Here is a 21,906-nt window from a genome sequence, read left to right on the forward strand (position 1 = left end):
GGTAATTGGGCACAATCGGTCGATACCAAAAAGAGTCCGCGCCATGCTGATCGACGAAGAATTGACCCTGAAAAAACTCGAGGTGTTCCTCGCCTTCATGCGCACCGGCAACCTGGCGCGCGCCGCTGTCGAGTTGCAGACCAGCAATGTCAGCGTGCACCGGGCGATCCATTCGCTGGAAAGCGCCCTGCGCTGCCCGCTGTTCAAGCACGAAGGGCGCAACCTGACGCCACTGGAAAGCGCCTACGTGCTCGAAGAACGCGCGCAGAAGCTGATCCAGGACGTGGTCGAGAGTGTGCGCCTGACCCGCGAGGCCGCCGGTTTCTCCGCTGAACGCTTCAAACTCGGCTCGCTGTATTCGCTGACGGTGAAAACCGTACCGCAACTGATCATGGGCCTGAAGATCCGCCGCAGCGAACTCAACATCGACCTGATCCTCGGCTCGAACATCGACCTGCTGTACAAGCTGAAGAACATGGAAGTCGACGCGATTCTGGTGTCGCTGGACGACACGGTCAGCGACCCGGACTGCGAGCAGATCCCGTTGTTCTCCGATGACATTTTCCTCGCCACGCCGGCAGATTCAAGATTCGCTCAACGCAGTGAAGTCGATCTGGCAGAGGTGCGCGATGAAACCTTCATCACCCTGACCCAAGGCTTCGCCACCCATCAGGACGGCATTCGGGTGTTCAAGCAGGCGGGGTTCGAGCCGAAGGTGGCGATGCAGGTCAACGACATCTTCACCCTGCTGAGCATGGTCAGCTCGGGGGTGGGTTATGCGTTGCTGCCAGGAAGGATTGCGGCGGTGTACGAGAACCGGGTGAAGCTGATTCCGTTGCAGGAGAAGTATCGGTTGCAGCAGCACATTGGTGTGGTGTTTCTCAAGGCCAAGGAGCGCGATCCGAATCTGCTGGCGTTGCTGGCGGAATGTCGGATGTATGCCAATCGCCAGACTTGAGACCGAGTCGCGCCCTTCGCGAGCAAGCCCGCTCCCACAGGGGAACGCATTCCAAATGTGGGAGCGGGCTTGCTCGCGAAAGCGTCAGGTCAGACAACTGAAATTCCGGATCTAGCCCACAATCCCGCGAACAATGAAGAACAACAGCGACGGCCCCAGCAAACAGCCAAGCCCAGTATGGAACGTAGCGGTCAACGCCCCATAAGGCACCAACCGCCGATCCGTCGCCGCCAGCCCCGCGGTAACCCCACTCACCGTCCCGGCCAGACCACCGAACACCATCGCCGAACGCGGGTTATCCAGGCCCATCCAGCGCGCCGCGACCGGCGTGCCGACCATCACCAGAATCGCCTTGATCAACCCGGTAGCAATCGACAGCGCCATCACATCCGAGGTCGCGCCAATCGCCGCACCAGTCACCGGTCCGACGATGTAGGTCACCGCGCCCGCGCCGATGGTGGTCATGCTTACCGCATCGCGATAGCCGAAGGCCCAAGCCATACACGCGCCGACAATGAACGGCAGGATCGTACCGAGCAGCAGCGCGATCACGCCAATCAACCCGGCCTTCTTCGCCTCGGTCGCCTGCACTTCGAACGCCGTGGCGACAATCGCGAAATCCCGCAGCATCGCCCCACCCATCAGGCCGATGCCGGAGAACAGCGTCAGATCCGCCAGGCCTTTCTGGCCACCGGTCATGGTGCCGCCGACCCAGGCCAGTACCAGACCGATGACGATGGCAATCGCCGAGCCGTGAATGCGCCCGAAGGTCAGGCGTTTCGAGAGAATCACCGAGACCCACATGATCACGCCGACGAAAGCGAACGCGGTGATCAGGCCATTGTGTTCCAGACCGTTTTCAATGAGTGCCCACATGTCAGCGACCTCCTACCGGGGTGCCGACCGGAGTGACTTCCGCCGGTTCGTCGGGCAACGGTTCGCCCTTGTGGGTGCGGCTGATCAAGGCAATCGTGCAACCACACACCACCACCGAACCGATTGCCGCGAGCACCGCCACCGGGCCGCCGTGCAGGGCGGTGACGACGTTCTGTTGCGCAGCCATCGCCACCACCACCGGAATGTACATTGCGCCCCAGAAGCCGACGCCCATCTCGCAATCCTTGGTCATGCCGCCGCGTTTCTGCATCCACAACCGCGCGCAGATCAACAGGATCATGGCGATGCCGACCCCGCCGACGTTGGATTTGACGCCCAGCAACACGCCGAGCATGTCGCCCATGATCACCCCTGCCAGCGTACAGATCGCCAACAGCGCCACACCGTAAATAATCATTGTTGTAGTCCTCAAAGTGCATCGTCGAATGTTGTTTTTGTTGTTCGAAGCCTGAGTCGCGGCGGTTTATGGTCGGCGGCCACCCTCCTCTCGCAACAGCGCCTGCAAGGTGTCCAGACGCGCTCTGTCAAAGGCAGTGACCGTGCCCGATTCAAACACCCGGCGCGCCAGCCCGGTCAGCACCGCACCGGGCGGCAGTTCGATTTGTAAACGTACGCCGCGCTCGTAAGCGCTTTGCACGGTGCCGCGCCAGTCCACCACGCGGCACATGTTGAAAGCGAGGTCATCACGCAAGGCATCTGGCTTGACCAGCGGACGCGCGCGACTGCCACTCAGGTAAGCGATTTTCGGAGTCTTCAGTTCAACTTTGGCGAAAGCCTCGGCGAGGGTTTGCGCAGGTTTTTCCAGTAACGGGCAGTGCGACGGCACGCTCACCGCCAGGCGTTTCGCCAGACCGGCGCCACGACTGCGCGCCAGTTCGGCCACCGCTTGCATCGCCGCGTCGCTGCCGGCAATCACCACCTGGTTATCGGCGTTGATGTTGGCCAGGTACACCGGCGACTCCGCGCTGTGCACCTGCGCCAGCAGCGTTTCGACGGTGGATAATTGCAGACCGATGATTGCGGTCATGCCAAAGCCTTGTGGATAAGCCTGCTGCATCAATTCACCGCGCAGGCTGACCAGATGCAGCGCATCGCTGAAGCTCAATGCCCCGGCGACCACCGCTGCCGGGTAGGCACCGATGGACAGACCGGCGACGTAATCCGCTTCCAATTCGTCCTGCAGCAACTGCCGCGAGGCAGCGACCCCGGCGATCAACAGGCACAGCTGAACCGCCCGGGTGCTGCGCAGCGCATCGGCAGAATCGAGTAATGCGACATCTTCACCGAGCACGTCGCTGGCCTCGGTCAAGGTTTCCCGAGGCAAACGCAGGAGCATGCCCGGTTGCTGCGCGCCCTGGCCGGGGAACACCAACAGGCTGCTCACGCTGCCTGCTCCTGCGGGTTCCACGGATCAGTGACCAGACAGGCTTGATGGGCGTTTTTCAGCAGCACCCGTGCAGACCCGCCGGCCCATTCGCGCAACGCGACTGCACCGAACGGCGTCTGCAATTGCATGTCGACCCGGCACACGGCTTGATCAAAAACCGCGACCAGTTTGCGTGCCTGATTACGCGTGATCAGTTGCGGTGTCCGCAGAATCAGATCGAGGTCACTGGCCGCGTGCATCGCGGTAAAACCACTGGCCAACTCAAACCCGACACTGCCGCTGACACCCCAGACCCAACCGCAGTCATCGAGCATTGGCCGCAGTTGTTTGAGGGCCTGCATCACTGGCAGATCGCGCTCGCAATCGACATGACTAAGCGCTTCGGGGCTGACCCGACAGGCAATCGAATCGAGCGCCATAAACGCCGCCAGCCGCTGCTCACGCAACACACCGCGAATGCCCACCGCGACCCAAGCTTCAGCGCTCACCGCTCGCCGCACGACCACCGGTTGCCCGGCAGCCAGCGATTCGACTGCCCACTGTGGCGCATCCGCCGGCAGCTGCGCCGGGGTCATGCCCCACAGCAGATCGTGGGCCAGTGGCAGGTTCACCACTGCGCCCTCAGCAATTCACGCACGCGGCTGGACGCTTCACGATTTTTCGCGCCGAGACGCTTGCGCAAGTCAGTGCTGGAGATATCGACGATGGCCTGTTTCAGGCATTCGGTCACCCGCGCCAGATCCTCCGCCGTCGGCTGCTCGATCTGCTGCACCGAGAGGGTTTCCCAGAGCAATCCGAGGCTGGCGTAGCTGTCGATGTCATAGGCCATTGGCGGCACGCTGGCGGACAGTGCTTCCAGTTCCTCGACACTGCGCAGCGTCACTCGCGCCGCCGAGGCCTTGCCCATCGCATGCACCATTACTCCTGGATCGCGCAGGGCAATCAAGCGGTTGGCCTGATAACCGTGGGCAAGAAATGCCCCGGACATGGCCTTGCCCACCAGCAGTGCAATCACCGGATGCCCGGCCAGACGCGCGCGGGCATAACTGTCCGCCGCCCCGGCCAGGGCCTGATGAATGCCGAGGGCTTCTTCGCGACGACCGTAAGCCTGGCTCGGGACGTCGACGATGGCGATGATCGGGCGCTTCTGCGCTTTGTCGCGATCTGCCGTGATCGCGTCATCCACTGCCTTGGCCAGGCCCCAGCCTTCGAGCAATCCGACTTCGCCGTTGCGAGCCCGTGGGAAACGGTTGTCCGGGTCAGCGACCACCGCGATAAACCGCCCAAGTTCGCCGTCGGCGACCTTCAACGATGGCGGCAAACCTTCGACCGCTTTCGCACCAGCACTCAGGGCGTTGAACCAGTTCAAACCGCGCACGGAATAACCACTCATGAGCGCTCTCCTTGATACAGATCGCGAACCACCGAAGGCTCGATTTGCTTGGCGGTGTCCAAACGGTTCAGGCGTTGCAGAAACCAATCGGCGCGCTGACTGCGCGGCTTAGCGGGCAAACCCTGCTGCAGCAATACACCAACCTGCTGACGAATCTTCGCCACATCATCGGCGACATAACGATCCACCAGACCACTGGCAAACCGCTGCTCACCACCGGTCAGGCTCCAGATGAAGGGCCGGTCGCGGGAGTCGTATTCTTCGATCCCGGCTTCCTGCTCGATCACTTGGGGGCCGTTGAGGCCGAGGCGCGCTTCCTGGGTCACCAGCAAATAACTGCACAGCGCAGCGGCAATCGACATGCCGCCGAAACAACCGACGCTGCCCGCGACCACACCGACCACCGGTTGGTACTGCTGCAAATCGACAATCGCCGCATGAATATCGGCAATCGCCGCCAGCCCGAGGTTGGCTTCCTGCAAACGCACGCCACCGGTTTCCAGCAGCAACACAGCGCGAGTCGGGATGCCCTTGCGGTTGTCTTCGGCGGCCAGTTCCAGCGCGCCGGCAATCTTCGCCCCGCCGACTTCGCCGAGGCTGCCGCCCTGGAACGCGCCTTCGATGGCGGCGATCACCACCGGCAAACCGTCGACGCTGCCCTTGGCGATCACCACGCCGTCATCGGCTTGCGGCACCACGCCCTGGCGTTCGAGCCACGGCGACATGACCCGTTGAAACGGGTCGAGCAATTCACGGAAGGTCCCGGCATCGAGCAAGGCTTTCGCCCGTTGCCGCGCACCGAGTTCGACGAAGCTGTGTTTGTTGAGCAACGCTGCGCTGTCAGTCATGGCCGAGCTCCTCGAAACCTTGTTCCAGACGCAAACGCACCACCCCCGGCGTGGCGCCGAAATCGTGAATATCGATGGCCATCGCCGGTGGCGTGGTGCCGTCGAACATCCGCGCAAACAGATGCTGCCAGCGCTGCTGCGCACCGTTGACCGAGGTCTGCACATTGATCGTCAGCTTGCCGGCCAGCCCCGGTTCGATCAGCACTTCCAGATCGCCCGAGCCGACACAACCGACCAGCGCGCGCCCGCGCGGCGGCTGCCCGGCGGGGAATTCAAAGGATAAGGTTTCCATCAAAACGCTCCCTGAAGGATGCCGTCGCGCTCGATTCGATCGAGCAGCAGCGTGGCGGCGAGCAAGTCGGCGGCGCCACCGGGCGAGGCATTCAATGCGATGAGTTGTTGATCCAGTTCGTGCAGGCGCCGACGCCCGCCGAGGCTGGCGCTACCGCCAGCGTCGAGCACCGCTTGCGCGCCTTGTTGCATGGCGTGCAGGCCTTGTTCACCGGCGCGGTAGAGCACGCAGGTGTCGGCCAGATCGGTCATGATCGCCAGCAGCGCATCGAGCCGGGCGTTCTGTTCGCCATGGCCGTTGGCGCGGCTGCGCTTGAGTTGCGGCAGGCCGCGTTGCAGCACAGACGGAAAGCCGAGTTGCGCTTCTTCCCGAGCGCCGCGTGCGCCGTAACGCAGGGCGACTTGTGCGCCGTGGCTCAGCGGTTTTGGTGCGTAGCGGTCATCGAGTAATGCCAGACGTGCGGCGCGCAAGGTGACAGCGTTGGCGCTGGAGGATTTCGGTTCCAGCGCAGCGGCGGTCACCAGTAATCCAAGTGCCCAAATTGCCCCGCGATGGGTATTCACCCCGTTGGTGGTCGCGAGCATCGCTTGCTCGCCTTCGCGACCGATGCGGCCAATCGCTTCGCGTAACGTTGAATCGACTGCGCCGATTTCAACTGCGGCTTCAGCCATTTCCTTGAACGCCGGCCACAACGACAATGCCGAAGCGTGCATCAGGCCCAAGTGCAAATCGGTGTGCGCGCCATTGCCACGTCGGTCGACCAGCGCCGGTTTTGGCGACAGATCGGCTTCGTCGATCAGCGCATCCACCGCCAGATCGGCCAGGCGCTCGCTCAGGCTCAGGGGTTTCGCTTGCAAATTGAGTGCGTGCATCACCAGCTCCTGAACTTGGCGGGCGGGTTGTACAGGCCGCCGGACCACTCGACCAAATCGGCCACGCTTTTCGCCGCCAGCAGTTCGCGGGTGGCGTCGGTGCGGCGGATGCCGAGGTCTTCGGGCAAGGCGATCAGGCCTTCGCGGCGCATGCGTTCGGTGTCTTTCGGGTTATGCCGCAGGCCGATGGCGGTGACGCCGGCCACCGCGGCGATCATCGCCTGACGTTCTTCCAGCGAGCGCGCCTTGTACAGGTAGGCGATGCCTTCCTCGGTGAGCAGGTGGGTTACGTCGTCGCCGTAAATCATGATCGGCGCCAGCGGCATGCCGCTTTTCTTCGCCACTTCCACCGCGTCGAGGGTTTCGACGAAGGTCGGTTTGCCGCCCTCCTGGAACGTCTCGACCATTTGCACCACGAGTTTCTTGCCGCGTTCGAGCATCGGTTGCTGCGCGTCGTCGTGGCGCATGTCGAGCCACGCCGGGGTGCCGTGACGACGGCCGCGTGGGTCGTGCCCCATGTTCGGTGCGCCGCCGAAACCGGCGAGGCGACCACGGGTCACGGTGGAGGAATGGCCATCGCCATCGACTTGCAGGGTTGCACCGATGAACAGGTCCACCGCGTACTGCCCGGCCAGTTGGCAGAACATCCGGTTGGAACGCAGCGAACCGTCACGCCCGGTGAAGAACACGTCCGGCCGCGCGGCGATGTAATTTTCCATGCCCAGTTCGGTGCCGAAGCAATGCACGCTTTCGACCCAGCCGCTTTCGATCGCCGGGATCAACGTCGGGTGCGGGTTGAGCGTCCAGTTGCGGCAGATCTTGCCTTTGAGGCCGAGGGATTCGCCGTAGGTCGGCAGGATCAATTCGATCGCGGCGGTGTTGAAACCGATGCCGTGGTTGAGCGACTGCACGTTATGTTTTTCGTAGATCCCGCGAATCGCCATCATCGCCATCAACACGTGCACCGGTTTGATGTGCCGTGGGTCGCGGGTGAACAGCGGTTCGATATAGAACGGTTTGTCGGCCACCACCACGAAATCCACCCACGAGGCCGGGATGTCGACGCGCGGCAGTTCGCTGACGTCATCCACCAACTGGTTGACCTGAACGATGACGATGCCGTCGCTGAACGCCGCCGGTTCGATCAGTGCCGGGGTGTCTTCGGTGCTGGGGCCGGTGTAGATGTTGCCGGCGCGGTCGGCCATGAACCCGGCCGAGAGCACGACGTTGGGGATCAAGTCCACCACCAGCCGCGCGTAGAGTTCGATGTAGGTGTGAATCGCGCCGATTTCCAGCAGGCCGTCTTCGAGCAACTGGCTGATGCGCAGGCTCTGGGTGCCGGCGAAGGAGAAATCGAGCTTGCGGGCGATGCCGCGTTCGAACAGGTCCAGGTGCTCGGAGCGCCCGACACTGGGCATGATCATGTGCAGGTCGTGGAGCTTTTGCGGATCGGCCTTGGCCAGCGAGCGGGAAAGGAAATCCGCCTGCTTCTGGTTGTTGCCCTCCAGCACCACACGGTCACCGGGATGGATCAACGCTTCGAGTGCGGCGACGATCTTGTCGCCGGGCAACACCACACCGTCGGCCAGCCCGCGCACCTTGTCGAGACGCCGCTGCTTCTCGTCACGCCGCCGCGTCCAGCGCGAGTCGGGGGAAATTGTTGTTGTCATGCTCACTCCACGGGGTTCGCTGTCGTGGAGCTACGTTAGGCGTGTGGGGTGGGGGCATCAATCAAGCGCGGTGGTGAATCATTACGCTCAGGGTAACGATCAAGAGCGCCCTCACCCTAGCCCTCTCCCGGAGGGAGAGGGGACTGACCGAGGTGTCTGGCGCCATACATCGACCTGCCCCACCGAGTCGATTATGGATTCACAGCGGTACTTTCCGGTTGGCGAAAATTGTGAGCATCCTGCGGTCGGCCCCCTCTCCCTCCGGGAGAGGGCTGGGGTGAGGGTCGGCTTTTAATCACTCCGTCGGCACCAACCTATCCAACACCCGATTCACCGCCATCTCCGCCACCATCACCACCTGAGCAATACCCTGCAACGTCTTGCGGTGCGTGCCTTGCACCAGCGCCGCATGGTTGTTGAGCATGACCGTAGCGGAGCCGAGGGATTCGCTGGCGTCGGCCAGCAGGGATTCGCTGTCGGCGTCGGGGTTGGCCATATACAGCGTGTTGGGGGTGTAGGGCGTGGCCATGAGGTCGGGTTTTGGCGGGCCGAGGTAATGGTCGAGCGCGCGTTCGGCGGCTTCGTGGAATTTCTTTGATTCGGGGGCTTCGTAAGGGGATGCCGCATCTGTTGGCGGCGGACTTGGTGTTGGTTTAATCATTTTCAGGTTCCGAAATAAAGCTGGAACCGCTTCTCTGCTAAAAGAAGGGGTGGCAGCTGAACGCAGGTTAGCAGACCGGGGAACCTAAGGAAGCCGGCGCGCCGAAGCGCCCTGCGCACAGCCGCCATCGAATGCAGGCACTGAGCCTGACGATGATGTATGTGCACCCTTAGATTAACCACGGGCTGCTAAACCCGATCACTGGGAATCAGTGACGGGATCAAGTTACGCAGCCTGCCGAGGGCGCACAAGCCGGCGGATTCTGGTGCATGCGTAGGCAGCGGCGCAAGGATTTGTAGGCTGCTGACCGTAACCTTGGGTGTCCTTAAACAGCGGGGCTGAAGTGTGTTTATTGCGCTGTAGAGATTGAGGATTTGTCTGTCGGATTGAGGTGAGGCGACTGGCGCCTTCGCGAGCAAGCCCGCTCCCACAGGGGATTTATGGCGTACATAAAATCTGCATCCACTGAAGACCCACTGTGGGAGCGGGCTTGCTCGCGAAGAGGCCAGTCATGCCACTGAAGACTCCGGATCAGTGGATAAGTCCGGCATCCACCAACAACTGCTCCAACCCCAACAAATCCGGCACCTTCGCCACCTGCTCCCCGACCTGCACCGCCGCCTGCTCCAGCGCACACAACGGCACATCGACATAACTCAACTGACTGTCGAGCTTGTACGAACGCGGGATCCCCTGCACCAGCAGCGCAATGAATTTCAGCTGCGGCAACCCACCGAGAGCATTGAGGATGACGATCCGCGCGCGTTCGCCGATGACGATTTTCTGCCCGCAGGCCGACTCGAAACTCAGCAGCGGAATCTGCCGTTCACGCCAGCTCACCCGCCCCAGGTACCACGGCGGTGTGTCGAGGTCGAAGGCGCTGGCCTGATAGTCGATCAGCTCGGCGACGGCGACGTTGGGCAGGATCAGGTTGCGATCGGCCAACGGCAGCAGCAGGCCGGTGAGTTGGCTGGTGCGCGCGTTGTGGCGGCGCTCATGCATGTTTCTTGCTCCAGTGGGCAATGCTTTCGAGCAGCACCGATTCCTGATACGGCTTGCCGAGGTAGTCGTTGACGCCGATGGCCATCGCGCGGTCGCGGTGTTTCTGCCCGGTGCGCGAGGTGATCATGATGATCGGCAGGTGTTGCAGGCGTTCGTCGTGGCGCACTTGAGTGGCGACTTCGAAGCCGTCCATGCGCGGCATTTCGATGTCGAGCAGCATCAGGTCGGGCATGTGTTCTTCGAGCAGCAACATGGCGTCGACACCGTCCTTGGCGGTCAGCACGTTCATGCCGTGGCGTTCGAGCAAACGGCTGGTGACCTTGCGCACGGTCACCGAGTCATCGACCACCAGCACCAGCAGTGGCTTCTGCGGTTCGCTGTCGATTTCCGTCTGCGCCGGGCGCTGCGCAACCCGCGCCTGCATCGCGCGGATCGGTGCGAGTAGATCAAGAATCAGCACCACCCGGCCATCGCCGAGAATCGTCGCCCCGGACACGCCCTGCACTGCCGCGAACTGCGGGCCGAGGCTCTTGACCACGATCTCGCGGGTGCCAGCCATCGCATCGACCTGCACCGCGATGTGCCGGTCATTGCACTGCACCAGCAGCACCGGCAGCGGCAGGCTCTGGCCGAGCAGTTTCGGGCGTGGCGCGGTTTTCAGCAGCTCGCCCAGATAGCACAGTTCGTAACGCTGGCCGGCGTAGTGGTAGCTCGGCGGATCGTTGCGGTAGTGCGCTTCCAGATCATTCGGCAACACGCGGACGATGCCTTCGATGGTGTTCAGCGGAATCGCGTATTGATCCTCGCCGCACTGCACCATCAGCGCGCGGTTGACCGACACGGTGAACGGCAGACGAATGCGAAAATGCACGCCCTGCCCCGGCACCGAGTCGATGCTCATGGTGCCGCCGAGCTGACGGACTTCTTCGTGAACCACGTCCATGCCGACGCCGCGTCCGGAAATCTGGGTGATCTTTTCCGCCGTGGAGAACCCCGGCTGCAGGATGAATTGCAGCACGTCGCGGTCGCTGATCTCGGCGTCCGGTGCCAGCAGGCCGCGCTTGATTGCCTTGCGCCGCACCGCGTCCAGCGGCACCCCAGCGCCATCGTCGCGAATATCGAAAACGATGTCGCCACCCTCGCGGGTCAGGTCGAGGGTGATCGTGCCCTGCGCCGGTTTGCCCGCCGCCAGCCGCACTTCGGCCGACTCCAGGCCATGGTCGACGGCGTTGCGCAGCATGTGCTCCAGCGGCGCGGCCATGCGCTCCAGCACGTTGCGATCCATTTCGCCTTCGGCGTTGCCGATGATGAACGCGACGTCCTTGTTCAGCTCTTCGGCGACCTGCCGCACGATGCGTTTCAGGCGCGGCAGCATGCGTTCGAATGGCACCATGCGCGTGCGCATCAGGCCTTCCTGCAATTCGGTATTGATCCGCCCCTGTTGCTGCAACAGGTTCTCGGCGTCGTGGTTACGGCGGTCGAGGGTTTCCTTGAGATCGAGCAGGTCGGAGGCGGATTCGAACAGCGCCCGCGACAGTTGCTGCAACTGCGAATGACGGTCCATTTCCAGCGGGTCGAATTCTTCGTAACCGAGGCGTTCGGCATCGACTTGCTGACGGCTGAGAATCCGCCCCTGGGTTTCGGTGTCGAGTCGGCGCAACTGATCGCGCATGCGTTCGATGGTGGTTTCCATCTCGTTCAGCGCGGTTTGCGCATCGCTGACTTGCTGCTCGATACGGCCACGGAAAATCGAGGTTTCGCCGGCCAGATTGACCAAGTCATCGAGCAGTTCGGCGGAGACCTTGACCATGTCCGCACCGGCATCAACGGCGGGCGCCGCAGGCTCGGTCTTGGCCGGAATCGGCAACGGCGGCGGTGTGTCCGGAGTCGCCGGGTGGCTGAAATTCTGGATCGCATTGATCAGCCGATCCGCCGGCGGGCATGGCTGCCCGGCGCGCACGCCATCAAGCATCTGCGCCAACCGGTCATGCCCGCGCTGCACCAGCGCGAACAGTTCGGCGGACGGTTGCAGCACGCCGGTGGCGAGGCTTTCGTAAAGGTATTCGAGCTCATGGGCGAGGTCGCCGATCGGGCCGATCTCGACCATCCGCGCGCCGCCCTTGAGGGTGTGCAGATCGCGCAGCAGGGTTTCCACTTCCTGCCGATTGCCCGGCTCGGCCTGCCAGCGCAGCAACGCCGCGCCGGAGCTTTCGATGATGTCGAAACCTTCTTCGAGGAAGATTTCCAACAGTTCCGGATCATGCGCCGCGCTGTCGGGTACAGCCGTCGGCTGTGCCGCTTCGGCACTGCCGGACTGGCCCTGACGGAAATGGCGGATCGCTTCGATCAGGTCTTGCGCCGGGGTCAGTGGCTGATGGTTGTGCAACTGTTCAAGCAACTGGGCCAAGCGGTCGTGGCTCTTGTGCAGCAAGCGTCCGAGCAGCTCACTGTAGCTGTGGCGACGATCCACCAGACCTTCGTAGAGACTTTCCAGCTCATGGGCCAGATCGCCGATGGCATCGACCTCGGCCATCCGCGCGCCACCCTTGAGGGTGTGCAGATCGCGCTGCAACGACGACAGCGGCGCAGCGTTGTCCGGGTCGCTCACCCAACGCTGCAAGGCCTGACCGGCACTGTCGAGAATATCCACCGCTTCTTCGAGGAAGATTTCAACGATCTCGTCGTCGGGTGCGGTCTCGGCATTGGCGTGAGCGAGTTCGGCGGTCGCGGCGCCCAGTTCGCTGATGCTCAAGGTCCTGCTGCCGTCGCTGCGAATCAGCCCCATCGCTGCCGGGTCGAGGCTTTCATCGAGCAGTTCGTGCAGGGCGCGAATGCGCTGCGGCTGTGGGGTGATTTCCTGGCCGGCGGCCAGTTCGTCGAGCATGTTGATCAGCGCTTCGTGAGCGTTCTGCGCTTCGTGGAAAAACCTGTCGCTGACCGCCAGGCTGCTTTCTTCGACGGCGCCATAGAGGTCGAGCAAGGCTTCGCAGAGCACGTCCACCGGCAGCAGATCGGCGAGGTGTGCGCCTTCGCCCAGAGTAGTGAGTTCGTCCAGCAGCGCGCTGAGTTCCTGGCGCTCGCCGGGGTGTTGCTGCCAGCGTTGCAACAGGCTTTCGGCGTCGAGCAGGATGTCCATGCCTTGAGCGAGGAAGTTGTTGATCAGTTGCGGATCGCGCTTGATCCGCAGGCCGGTGTTCGGCGCGTTGAGGATCGCCTCCAGGCGTTCGGCCAGCAGCGTTTCGGTGCGTTTGATCAGCGACTGCGCACCGACAATCGGTGCCAGCGGATCGTGCTTGAGCTGGCGCAGACCGACGCGGAACAGGCCTTCGGCTTCAAGGAGCAATTCCACTTCATCGAGATCCAGCGGCAACTGATGCGCCTTGAACTCGCGCGCCAGTTTATCCAGCGGCGCGGCCAGTTCGGCAATCGGCAACACGCCGGCCATCGAGGCACTGCCCTTGAGCGTGTGCAAGGCGCGCTGCAATTCGTCGCTGGCCGGCAGCGGCACATGCTCGGCAGCCTGATCGAGGAAGCGGTTGAGGCTGGCGAGGTGGGTCTCGGCTTCGTTGCGAAAGATCTCCAGCAACAGCGGATCGAGGGCCGCCACGTCGTCGACGTCTTCGGCTGCCAGCGGCTCGACACCTTTGGCCAGCGCATGCGCACGGGCCGCCAGTTGATCGACATCGCTGCGCTGACGCTGGCGGTGCGTGGCAAATTCGCTGATCAGTTCCGGCAGCAGCAACACCGTGTCGGTGAGCAACTGCTGCACCTGCGCGCCGGGTTCTACGCTGTGTTCCAGCACGCGGTTGAGCAGGTTTTCCACCGCCCAGGCCAGCTCGCCAAGGATCAGCGCACGAACCATGCGCCCGCTGCCCTTCAAGGTGTGAAAGGCCCGACGCAGTTCGGTCAGTGCGGCGCGATCATGGGTGTCGGCCGTCCAGCGCGGCAGGTATTCGTGCAGAACCTCGAGCACCTCGTCGGTCTCTTCGAGGAACACTTCGCGCAGTTCATCGTCCACCGGTTCTTCATCGACCGGCGGCGGCATCAGGCTGCCGGGGGTGATCAAGGCCGGCGGATTGACCGCCGACACCGGGCTGGCCAGCACATCGGCCAGCGACTGCACGGTCTCGGGGTCATCCAGCGCTTGCAGATCCTGCATCACCAGCGCTTCGCTGGGGCTGAGCACATCATCAAGCAGCGGCACGTGCGGCTCATGTGGAAAGAAACCCAGGCTGGCCAGGCTCTTTTGTGCGACGTCCAGCAGTTGTTCATTCGGCGCTTGTGGGTCGTTGCTCAAGCGTTCGAGGCAATACTCGAGGCTGGTGATGACGTCGGCGAGATGATCCAGTTGCTGCCAGCCCGGCTCGTGCGGATCGAGCAGCAAATGCTCGCGAATGAAGCTGTTGCAGGCTTCGACCAGACTCGCCGCCCGGCTCAACGGAATCATCGCCAGCGCACCGCGCACCTGGGTCAGCAGTTCCGGCAACGGTTGCAGTTGCTGGCGATCCCAGTCGGCGTCGATGTAATCGACGATCATGTCCTTGGCCTGTTGCAGGCAGATGCGTGCTTCCTTGATCACGATCTGATGAATCTGCGTCAGGTCAGTGGTCGGCAGGCGCGCGTCTTCGGGGCTTTCCGGCTCTACGGTGCCGACCATCCCGGCGAGGTTGGCTTCGACGTAGAGCAGCGCACCGGCAACGTCCATCAGCGTCGCGTCATTCGGTTCGCGCTGGCCCTGGGCGAGGCTGAGCACCACCGCCAGTTGATCGATGATGACTTTGCGCGGCTGGCCGAAACCGAGCACCGCGAGGGTGTCGGCGATCTGCCGCAACGGCGCCAGCAGGCTCTCCAGATCGGAGGTGTGCTGACGGTCGCTGCGCACGAACAGGTCGAGGCGTTCCTTGACCCGCACCAACTCTTCGCACAGCGCCGCCAGCACCGAGCGCATCGCATCGCGGTCGGGACCGGCCAGGCGCGCGCGTTCTTCGTCGACCATCGCGCTGTCGGGCAACGCGTCGTCCAGGGAGTAGCGTTCTTTCATGGTCAGCATCTGCCCGGTGGGATGTTCGGCTTTGGCAATATAGAACAGCAGGCTTTTCAGCAGCTCCGGCGGGGGCGGCTGATTGAGGCCGCGCGGGCCTTGTTCGAGCAGGCGCTTGAGTTCCTTGTCGGCGTCCTTGAACAGGCTGCGCAGCGCCGGGCTGTTGGCGATGGCGCCTTCGCGCATGCCTTCGACCAGCGCGGAAGCGACCTGCCACAGCGGGCTCAGGGGCGCATCGGCGCTGAGCGTTTCGAGGCGCTGGAAAACTTTCGCCAGGTATTCGAGGTGGGTCTGGTCATCCTGCTCGCGCAGCAACCCGACCAGCGCCATTTGCAGCATCTGACGCAACTTGCGCAGCACGTTGGGCCAGTCGGCCGGCTCCAGCGCGGCCAAGGCTTCTGCGCTCAACGGCGACACGTCCGGCAAGGGCGGGCTGAACAGGCTGGTTTCCGAGAGCAGGCTATCGCCGCGCGCACTGCGCAGGTCGTTGATCAGCGGCAGCACCACCAGCGGCAAGTCGCGGCGGGCGCTCTGCACCCGATCGAGGTAGATCGGCAATTGCCCAAGGGCTTGCAGCAGCAGGTGCAGGGCTTCGTCGCGATGGGCGACGCGCCCGTGCTGCAAGGCTTCGACCAGATGCTCCATCTCTTCGGCCAGCAACGCGGCGCCGTAGAACTCGACCATCTGCAAACTGCCGTGCACCTGATGAATATAGGCCAGGCACTCATCCAGCCCCGGCGTGGCCTGCGGGTCATCGAGCACGGTTTCAATCGCCTGATGCGCCTGTTTCAGCGTTTCGGCAATTTCACCCTTGACCCATTCGAGGGCCACGTAGTCGTGCCGGTCACCCATAACCACTCCACTCACGCCTTATCCGTCGCGGACGCCGACGGCAAGGTGAAACCGGATACCGAACGGCGCAGCTGACTGGCCATTTTCGCCAGGTTGCCGATGCTCTCGGCGGTGGCGGTGGAGCCGGACGAGGTCTGCGTGGTGATCTGCTGGATCACGTTCATCGTCAGCGAGATTTGCCCGGCCGACGAGGTCTGCTGCTGCGCCGCGTTGGAGATACTCTGGATCAGCGCGGCGAGGGTTTTCGATACGCCTTCGATTTCTTCCAGGGCCACACCGGCATCCTGCGCCAGTCGCGCGCCGCGCACCACTTCGGTGGTGGTCTGTTCCATGGAAATCACCGCTTCGTTGGTGTCGGTCTGAATCGCCCGCACCAGGGTTTCGATCTGCCGGGTGGCGGCGGACGAACGTTCGGCCAGTCGCTGTACTTCGTCGGCAACCACGGCAAAGCCGCGCCCGGCGTCCCCGGCCATCGAGGCCTGAATCGCCGCGTTGAGCGCGAGGATGTTGGTCTGGTCGGCAATGTCGTCGATCAGGCTGACGATGTCGCCGATTTCCTGCGACGACTCGCCCAGACGCTTGATGCGTTTGGCGGTGTCCTGAATCTGTTCGCGGATGTTGTCCATGCCGTGGATGGTGTTGTGCACCACCTCGTTGCCCTTGTTGGCGATTTCCACCGAACGCTCGGCCACCGCCGAGGATTCAGCGGCGTTGGCCGAGACCTGATCGATCGACTGGGCCATATCGCTGATCGCGGTCGAGGCTTCGGAAATCTGCTGCGCCTGATGTTCCGAGGCTTGCGCCAGGTGCATGGCGGTGGCCTGGGTTTCCTGCACGGCGGCGGCGACTTGGCCGGCGGTGAGGTTGATCGTCGCGACCAGATCGCGCAGTTGATCGACCGAGTAGTTGATCGAATCGGCGATGGTTCCGGTGAAGTCTTCGGTCACCGAGGCGGTCACCGTCAGGTCACCGTCGGCGAGGTCTTCGATCTCGTCGAGCAGGCGCATGATCGCGTTCTGGTTGCGCTCGTTCTTCTCGGCGGTCTCGCGCAACTGGCGGTTGGTTTCACGAACCATGACCATGCCGATCAGGATGATCGAGGCCAGCGCCAGCAAGCCCAGCACATAACCGCCGATGGTGTCGGTGTTACGCCCGCCGGCAAGATTTTCGAAACCGCTGGCGAGGTGCGAGGCCTCGTCGAGCAGGGTCTGCGACAGGCTGAAAATGTTGCTCGCCGATTCACGGACCTTGAACAGTTCTGGCGAGGTTTCGAGGATTTCATCCACCGAGCCGGAGACGAACTGGAACAGCTCGGAAATTTCACTCAGGCGCGCACGGGCATCGCGGTCTTCGACCTGGCTGATTTTCAGGGTCGGGTTGCCCTGCAGCATGCCGTTGAGCACCTGACCGAAACGGGTGGCATCGCGGCCAAACGCATCGGCGGCCTGCTGCGAATTTTCGTCGCCGGCCAGCACGGTGTTGACCGCACCGAGGATGCGCTCGGCCAGCAGCGATTGGCGTTGGGCCATCGCCACCTGCGCTGCCGGCGCGCCGCGCTGCAGGAGGATCTCGACGACTTTTTCGTATTCGATCTGCAACTGCGGCACGGTTTCAGCCAGGGTCGCGGCGACCTGATGCAGCGAGAGCACGGTCTGCTCGCTGGAGAGAATCGCGTCGGTGTTTTTCAGCAGGCGTTCCCAATCCAGCTGCACCGCGCGCATTTCCGGGCGCACGGTGGCCGGCGCGGGCGGCAGGCCGGTGGCCGGGTCGCCCTTCTTCAGGTAACCCCAGCGCTGGGCAAAATCGTTGCGCGCATCGCTCAGCAGCTTGAACGCTGCCGACTTCCCGGCAGCCGCCTCGGTGGCGTTCTTGGCGATGCGTTGCGACAGCACGCGCAGCTCACCGGCGTGGCCGATGTACTGCTTGTCGTAGTTGGCCTGGGTGTTGAGGTAGGCGAAGTTGGCGAACAGCAGCATGATGAACACGATCAGTGCGATGAACAGCACGATGATCTGCGAGCGACTGCGCGACCCTTCCGCCGATTTGCCTGTTTTTGCCTTTGTCATCGGTCCTCGCCTATGAAACCTGCCACGGTCCACTGTGGGATTTGTGGTGAGGGGATTTATCCCCGATGGGTCGCGCAGCGGCCCCAACACTGAGTTGTATCTGGCACATCGCGAATGCAGGTTTTGGGTTGGCTTAGCCAACCATCGGGGATAAATCCCCTCGCCACAAACCCCCACCCCATAGATATCTGGTGCTTCGGCTATATCGCGACGCTCATGAACACCGGCGATTTGGCCAGCGCAAACAGGCTGAACACCCGCCAGTTCTGCTCACGCCGGAAATAGCCTTTGACGAACTCGGCCTTGGAACCCTGGCGTTTGCTGATCGAGATCGGTTCGAAGCTGTCCTGCTCGAAGTGCTGCAGACCGAACACCTCATCCACCAGCAACCCGGCGAACACATCGTTGTGCTCCACCACCAACACACGCCGCTGCTTGCGCAGCGGCGACAGCTCGTGACCGAAGAATCCGCACAGGTCCATGATCGGCAGCAAGCGCCCACGCAGGTTAGCCACCCCTTTGACCCACGGCTTGACCCCGGGCAACTGAGTGCAGCGCGGTTCGTGCAGCACTTCGCTGACTTCGCCCATCGGCGTCACGTACCAATGCTCGCCGAGGCGAAAACCGATGCCGCTCCAGCGATCCTGACGGCCGGGCTGCGACGGCAGGTCCGCCGCCAGCAGACGGCAGCGCTGGTCGATCTGCCACAGCAGCTCGAACGCGGTCAGCGACTGGTTCATGGCCGCGCGATCAACCGGCCAGCACGTTGTTCAGGGTCTTGATCAGCATGTCTTCTTCGACCGGTTTGGTCAGGTAATCCTTCGCGCCCTGGCGCGTGCCCCAGACCTTGTCGGTTTCCTGATCCTTGGTGGTGATGATGATCACCGGGATGTGGCTGGTCTCGGCATCCTTGGTCAGTTGCCGGGTGGCCTGGAAGCCGTTGAGGCCGGGCATGACGATGTCCATCAGCACGGCGTCAGGCTTTTCCTGACGGGCCAGGGCCACGCCGTCGGCGCCGTTTTCGGCCTTGAGCACTTCATGGCCGTGCTTTTCCAGCATGCCGGTGAGTTTGTACATTTCAGTCGGCGAATCATCGACGATCAGGATACGTGCCATGGTCTTCCCCATTTTTCTTGTCGACACCCGGCCCGCTGGCCGAGCGTCACTGTACGTGTCTTACTGCGGCAAAACGGCGGCGAAGCCCGGAACATGGGCCTGAATCGCGTCGAGCAGTTCTTCCTTGCTGAAAGGCTTGGTCAAAAATTGATCAGAACCGACAATCCGCCCCTTGGCCTTGTCGAACAGCCCGTCACGCGACGACAGCATGATCACCGGCGTGGCCTTGAACGCACTGTTGTTCTTGATTAAAGCGCAGGTCTGATAACCATCCAGACGCGGCATCATGATGTCGACAAAAATGATCCCGGGGTGGTGGTCGGCGATCTTCGCCAAAGCGTCGAAGCCATCGATCGCCGTGATGACTTCGCAGCCCACATTTTTCAACAGCGTTTCGGCGGTGCGACGAATCGTTTTCGAGTCATCGATCACCATGACCTTCAAGGCGCTGGACTGCTGTTCCATAAGAGGGCTCTACCGTCGCCTTTGCGAATCAAATTGTCCGTTTTGCGATGAGTAATGGCTGGAAACCCTTGATGCTCAAGGGCCAGCACGCTATGCCAGCCTTTTTAGCACAGTCTCCAGATGCAATCTATCGACGGGTTTTTCCTTGACCGAAAACCCTGCCAGCGCCACTCTGGCGGCACTTTTTCAATACCGATCCGGTAGCCAATTTTCGAGGAAAACCCAATGAGCGTTCGCGTCGGGATTGTCATGGACCCTATCGCCAGCATTTCCTATAAAAAGGATAGCTCGCTGGCCATGCTGCTGGCCGCGCAGAAACGTGGCTGGGAACTGTTCTACATGGAGCAGCGCGACCTGTATCAGGCCGAAGGTCAGGCCCGGGCGCGCATGAAGCCGCTGAAAGTCTTCGCCAACCCGGAAAAATGGTTCGAACTGGACGCCGAGCAGGACAACCTGCTGAGCGACCTCGACGTGATCCTGATGCGCAAGGATCCGCCGTTCGACATGGAGTTCGTCTACTCCACCTATTTGCTGGAACAGGCCGAAACCGCTGGCGTGCTGGTGGTCAACAAGCCGCAGAGCCTGCGCGACTGCAACGAAAAACTGTTCGCCACGCTGTTCCCGCAGTGCACCCCGCCGACCATCGTCAGCCGCCGCGCCGATGTGCTGCGTGAATTCGCCGCCAAGCATGGCGACGTAATCCTCAAGCCGCTGGACGGCATGGGTGGCACTTCGATTTTCCGTCACCGCGCCGGCGACCCGAACCTGTCGGTGATTCTGGAAACCCTGACCGCCCTCGGCAATCAGCAGATCATGGGCCAGGCCTACCTGCCGGCAATCAAGGACGGCGACAAACGCATCCTGATGATCGACGGCGAGCCGGTGGATTACTGCCTGGCGCGAATTCCGGCTCAAGGCGAAACCCGTGGCAACCTCGCGGCCGGTGGTCGTGGCGAAGCGCGGCCGCTGACCGACAAGGATCGCTGGATTGCCGCCCAGGTCGGCCCGACCCTGCGCGAGAAAGGTCTGCTGTTCGTCGGTCTGGACGTGATCGGCGAAAACCTCACCGAAATCAACGTCACCAGCCCGACCTGCATCCGCGAGATCGACAATGCTTTCGGTACCGACATCGGCGGCATGCTGATGGATGCCATCGACAAGAAGCTGCAAGCCGCCGGCAAAAAGCCGCAAGCTTGACGTGTGTCACATGCAGCTTGTCGCTTGAAGCGTGAAGCCCAAGGCGCGAAACCAACATTGCGTTATCATGCGCAGCCTCTGAAAAACGCGATGTTGGTTTTCTTGTCATGACCCTCCCGTCCGATCTGCCCGCAGAACTCGCCCACCGTGGCGTGCGCCCGGCCGATCGCCTCGGATTTACCCTGTTTCTCGCGGCGCTGATTCATTTGGCGCTGCTGCTCGGTGTCGGCTTTACCATGGTCGAGCCCAAGCAGATCAGTAAAACCCTGGAAATCACCCTTGCCACCTTCAAGAGCGAAACCAAGCCGAAAAAGGCTGATTTCCTCGCTCAGGAAAACCAGGAAGGCAGCGGCACCCTCGACAAGAAGGCGATCCCCAAGACCACCGAGGTCGCGCCGTTCCAGGACAATCAGGTCAAGAAGGTCACCCCGCCCCCGGCCGCCAAACCGGAAGTGCGCGAAGCCGCGCCCAAGGCTGCGGTGACCACGGTGGCGCCGAAACAGCAAAAGGCGCCGACCAAGAAAGAAGAAACCAGGACCGAGACCAAACCTGCGGTCAACGCGCCGACGTTCGACAGCTCGCAGCTGTCCAGCGACATCGCCAGCCTCGAAGCGGAACTGGCCAACGAACAACAGTTGTACGCCAAGCGCCCGCGGATTCACCGCTTGAGCGCCGCCTCGACCATGCGCGACAAGGGCGCCTGGTACAAGGATGACTGGCGCAAGAAGGTCGAGCGCATCGGCAACCTCAATTACCCGGAAGAAGCGCGGCGCAAGCAGATTTACGGCAACCTGCGCCTGATGGTCTCGATCAACCGCGACGGCTCGCTGTATGAAGTGCTGGTGCTCGAGTCCTCCGGCCAGCCGTTACTGGATCAGGCGGCGCAGCGCATCGTCCGGCTGGCGGCACCGTTTGCACCGTTTACCGGCGACCTGTCGGATATCGACCGACTGGAAATCATCCGCACCTGGAAGTTTGCCCGGGGCGACAAGCTTTCCAGCAACTGACCGCCGGCATACAGGTTTTTTGTGGTGAGGGGATTTATCCCCGATCGGCTGCGAAGCAGTCGCAAAACCAGCATGCGCGGTATGTCAGGCATATCACGTCAATGGATTCAGGGCCGCTTCGCGCCCCATCGGGGATAAATCCCCTCACCACAAAGGTTCAGCTTCAACAATGGATCTGCGTT

General features: G+C 62.4%; 19 protein-coding genes. 3 read left to right on the forward strand and 16 right to left on the reverse strand.

Annotated features, from left to right (window positions below; all coding sequences use genetic code 11):
* Window positions 1–43 precede the first annotated feature (43 nt).
* Window positions 44–958 (forward strand): LysR substrate-binding domain-containing protein, encoded by a 915-nt coding sequence (locus tag KCG87_RS00940; RefSeq protein WP_134784861.1) that lies wholly within the window; start codon window positions 44–46, stop codon window positions 956–958.
* A gap of 111 nt (window positions 959–1,069) precedes the next feature.
* On the opposite strand, the gene madM is transcribed toward KCG87_RS00940, so the two are convergent.
* From madM to pilG, 16 genes are all read right to left on the reverse strand, one after another.
* Complete coding sequence (madM, locus tag KCG87_RS00945; RefSeq protein ID WP_123588956.1) at window positions 1,070–1,834, reverse strand: malonate transporter subunit MadM; 765 nt, start codon at window positions 1,832–1,834, stop codon at window positions 1,070–1,072.
* Between the two features lies 1 nt (window position 1,835).
* Window positions 1,836–2,252 carry a malonate transporter subunit MadL gene (gene madL, locus KCG87_RS00950; protein ID WP_210556441.1) on the reverse strand — a complete coding sequence of 139 codons (417 nt, stop codon included), beginning with the start codon at window positions 2,250–2,252 and terminating at the stop codon, window positions 1,836–1,838.
* Between the two features lie 66 nt (window positions 2,253–2,318).
* Entirely contained in the window at window positions 2,319–3,239 is a 921-nt protein-coding gene (gene mdcH / locus KCG87_RS00955) for a malonate decarboxylase subunit epsilon (protein ID WP_210556440.1), read from the reverse strand.
* Window positions 3,236–3,856, reverse strand: a complete 621-nt coding sequence (locus KCG87_RS00960) for a malonate decarboxylase holo-ACP synthase (RefSeq protein WP_134784864.1) — start codon at window positions 3,854–3,856, stop codon at window positions 3,236–3,238. The genes mdcH and KCG87_RS00960 overlap by 4 nt, the downstream gene beginning before the upstream one ends.
* The gene (mdcE, locus tag KCG87_RS00965; RefSeq protein ID WP_210556439.1) at window positions 3,850–4,635 is read right to left on the reverse strand and encodes a biotin-independent malonate decarboxylase subunit gamma; all 786 of its coding nucleotides are present in this window, start codon (window positions 4,633–4,635) and stop codon (window positions 3,850–3,852) included. The genes KCG87_RS00960 and mdcE overlap by 7 nt, the downstream gene beginning before the upstream one ends.
* Window positions 4,632–5,483, reverse strand: a complete 852-nt coding sequence (locus KCG87_RS00970) for a biotin-independent malonate decarboxylase subunit beta (protein ID WP_210556438.1) — start codon at window positions 5,481–5,483, stop codon at window positions 4,632–4,634. The genes mdcE and KCG87_RS00970 overlap by 4 nt, the downstream gene beginning before the upstream one ends.
* Entirely contained in the window at window positions 5,476–5,775 is a 300-nt protein-coding gene (locus KCG87_RS00975; protein ID WP_103522464.1) for a malonate decarboxylase subunit delta, read from the reverse strand. The genes KCG87_RS00970 and KCG87_RS00975 overlap by 8 nt, the downstream gene beginning before the upstream one ends.
* Window positions 5,775–6,647, reverse strand: coding sequence for a triphosphoribosyl-dephospho-CoA synthase (locus KCG87_RS00980; RefSeq protein ID WP_210556437.1), 873 nt, complete (start codon window positions 6,645–6,647; stop codon window positions 5,775–5,777). The genes KCG87_RS00975 and KCG87_RS00980 overlap by 1 nt, the downstream gene beginning before the upstream one ends.
* The gene (gene mdcA, locus KCG87_RS00985; RefSeq protein ID WP_210556435.1) at window positions 6,647–8,317 is read right to left on the reverse strand and encodes a malonate decarboxylase subunit alpha; all 1,671 of its coding nucleotides are present in this window, start codon (window positions 8,315–8,317) and stop codon (window positions 6,647–6,649) included. The genes KCG87_RS00980 and mdcA overlap by 1 nt, the downstream gene beginning before the upstream one ends.
* Window positions 8,318–8,612: 295 nt before the next feature.
* Window positions 8,613–8,978 carry a hypothetical protein gene (locus KCG87_RS00990; protein ID WP_134784869.1) on the reverse strand — a complete coding sequence of 122 codons (366 nt, stop codon included), beginning with the start codon at window positions 8,976–8,978 and terminating at the stop codon, window positions 8,613–8,615.
* A gap of 531 nt (window positions 8,979–9,509) precedes the next feature.
* Window positions 9,510–9,980, reverse strand: a complete 471-nt coding sequence (locus KCG87_RS00995) for a chemotaxis protein CheW (RefSeq protein ID WP_003229084.1) — start codon at window positions 9,978–9,980, stop codon at window positions 9,510–9,512.
* On the reverse strand, window positions 9,973–15,873 hold the full coding sequence (locus tag KCG87_RS01000) for an Hpt domain-containing protein (RefSeq protein ID WP_210556596.1): 5,901 nt from the start codon (window positions 15,871–15,873) through the stop codon (window positions 9,973–9,975). Before KCG87_RS01000 ends, KCG87_RS00995 begins: the two co-directional genes overlap by 8 nt.
* Before the next feature lie 11 nt (window positions 15,874–15,884).
* A complete protein-coding gene (locus KCG87_RS01005; protein ID WP_027610585.1) occupies window positions 15,885–17,939 on the reverse strand; it encodes a methyl-accepting chemotaxis protein in 2,055 nt (684 codons plus the stop codon).
* Between the two features lie 200 nt (window positions 17,940–18,139).
* Window positions 18,140–18,679: a chemotaxis protein CheW gene (locus tag KCG87_RS01010; protein ID WP_007964098.1), complete on the reverse strand. Its 540-nt coding sequence runs from the start codon at window positions 18,677–18,679 to the stop codon at window positions 18,140–18,142.
* Window positions 18,680–18,689: 10 nt separating this feature from the next.
* Entirely contained in the window at window positions 18,690–19,055 is a 366-nt protein-coding gene (gene pilH / locus KCG87_RS01015) for a twitching motility response regulator PilH (RefSeq protein ID WP_025109154.1), read from the reverse strand.
* Between the two features lie 60 nt (window positions 19,056–19,115).
* Window positions 19,116–19,520 carry a twitching motility response regulator PilG gene (gene pilG, locus KCG87_RS01020; RefSeq protein WP_003229093.1) on the reverse strand — a complete coding sequence of 135 codons (405 nt, stop codon included), beginning with the start codon at window positions 19,518–19,520 and terminating at the stop codon, window positions 19,116–19,118.
* 225 nt (window positions 19,521–19,745) lie between these two features.
* Between pilG and gshB the strand changes: the two genes are divergently transcribed.
* Both gshB and KCG87_RS01030 read left to right on the forward strand, forming a co-directional pair.
* Window positions 19,746–20,717 (forward strand): glutathione synthase, encoded by a 972-nt coding sequence (gshB, locus tag KCG87_RS01025; protein ID WP_095137531.1) that lies wholly within the window; start codon window positions 19,746–19,748, stop codon window positions 20,715–20,717.
* 107 nt (window positions 20,718–20,824) lie between these two features.
* Window positions 20,825–21,724: an energy transducer TonB gene (locus KCG87_RS01030; RefSeq protein ID WP_003229097.1), complete on the forward strand. Its 900-nt coding sequence runs from the start codon at window positions 20,825–20,827 to the stop codon at window positions 21,722–21,724.
* Window positions 21,725–21,906: the final 182 nt, after the last annotated feature.

It is taken from the genome of Pseudomonas sp. MWU347 (assembly GCF_017947305.1).
GTDB lineage: Bacteria > Pseudomonadota > Gammaproteobacteria > Pseudomonadales > Pseudomonadaceae > Aquipseudomonas > Aquipseudomonas putida_A.

Bases quoted from the DNA above. Each gene is read 5' to 3' on its own strand.
- KCG87_RS00940 (WP_134784861.1), top strand. From the start codon at position 44: ATGCTGATCGACGAAGAATTGACCCTGAAAAAACTCGAGGTGTTCCTC.
- madM (WP_123588956.1), bottom strand. From the start codon at position 1,834: ATGTGGGCACTCATTGAAAACGGTCTGGAACACAATGGCCTGATCACC.
- madL (WP_210556441.1), bottom strand. From the start codon at position 2,252: ATGATTATTTACGGTGTGGCGCTGTTGGCGATCTGTACGCTGGCAGGG.
- mdcE (WP_210556439.1), bottom strand. From the start codon at position 4,635: ATGAGTGGTTATTCCGTGCGCGGTTTGAACTGGTTCAACGCCCTGAGT.
- KCG87_RS00970 (WP_210556438.1), bottom strand. From the start codon at position 5,483: ATGACTGACAGCGCAGCGTTGCTCAACAAACACAGCTTCGTCGAACTC.
- KCG87_RS00975 (WP_103522464.1), bottom strand. From the start codon at position 5,775: ATGGAAACCTTATCCTTTGAATTCCCCGCCGGGCAGCCGCCGCGCGGG.
- KCG87_RS00980 (WP_210556437.1), bottom strand. From the start codon at position 6,647: ATGCACGCACTCAATTTGCAAGCGAAACCCCTGAGCCTGAGCGAGCGC.
- mdcA (WP_210556435.1), bottom strand. From the start codon at position 8,317: ATGACAACAACAATTTCCCCCGACTCGCGCTGGACGCGGCGGCGTGAC.
- KCG87_RS00990 (WP_134784869.1), bottom strand. From the start codon at position 8,978: ATGATTAAACCAACACCAAGTCCGCCGCCAACAGATGCGGCATCCCCT.
- KCG87_RS00995 (WP_003229084.1), bottom strand. From the start codon at position 9,980: ATGCATGAGCGCCGCCACAACGCGCGCACCAGCCAACTCACCGGCCTG.
- KCG87_RS01000 (WP_210556596.1), bottom strand. From the start codon at position 15,873: ATGGGTGACCGGCACGACTACGTGGCCCTCGAATGGGTCAAGGGTGAA.
- KCG87_RS01005 (WP_027610585.1), bottom strand. From the start codon at position 17,939: ATGACAAAGGCAAAAACAGGCAAATCGGCGGAAGGGTCGCGCAGTCGC.
- KCG87_RS01010 (WP_007964098.1), bottom strand. From the start codon at position 18,679: ATGAACCAGTCGCTGACCGCGTTCGAGCTGCTGTGGCAGATCGACCAG.
- pilH (WP_025109154.1), bottom strand. From the start codon at position 19,055: ATGGCACGTATCCTGATCGTCGATGATTCGCCGACTGAAATGTACAAA.
- pilG (WP_003229093.1), bottom strand. From the start codon at position 19,520: ATGGAACAGCAGTCCAGCGCCTTGAAGGTCATGGTGATCGATGACTCG.
- gshB (WP_095137531.1), top strand. From the start codon at position 19,746: ATGAGCGTTCGCGTCGGGATTGTCATGGACCCTATCGCCAGCATTTCC.
- KCG87_RS01030 (WP_003229097.1), top strand. From the start codon at position 20,825: ATGACCCTCCCGTCCGATCTGCCCGCAGAACTCGCCCACCGTGGCGTG.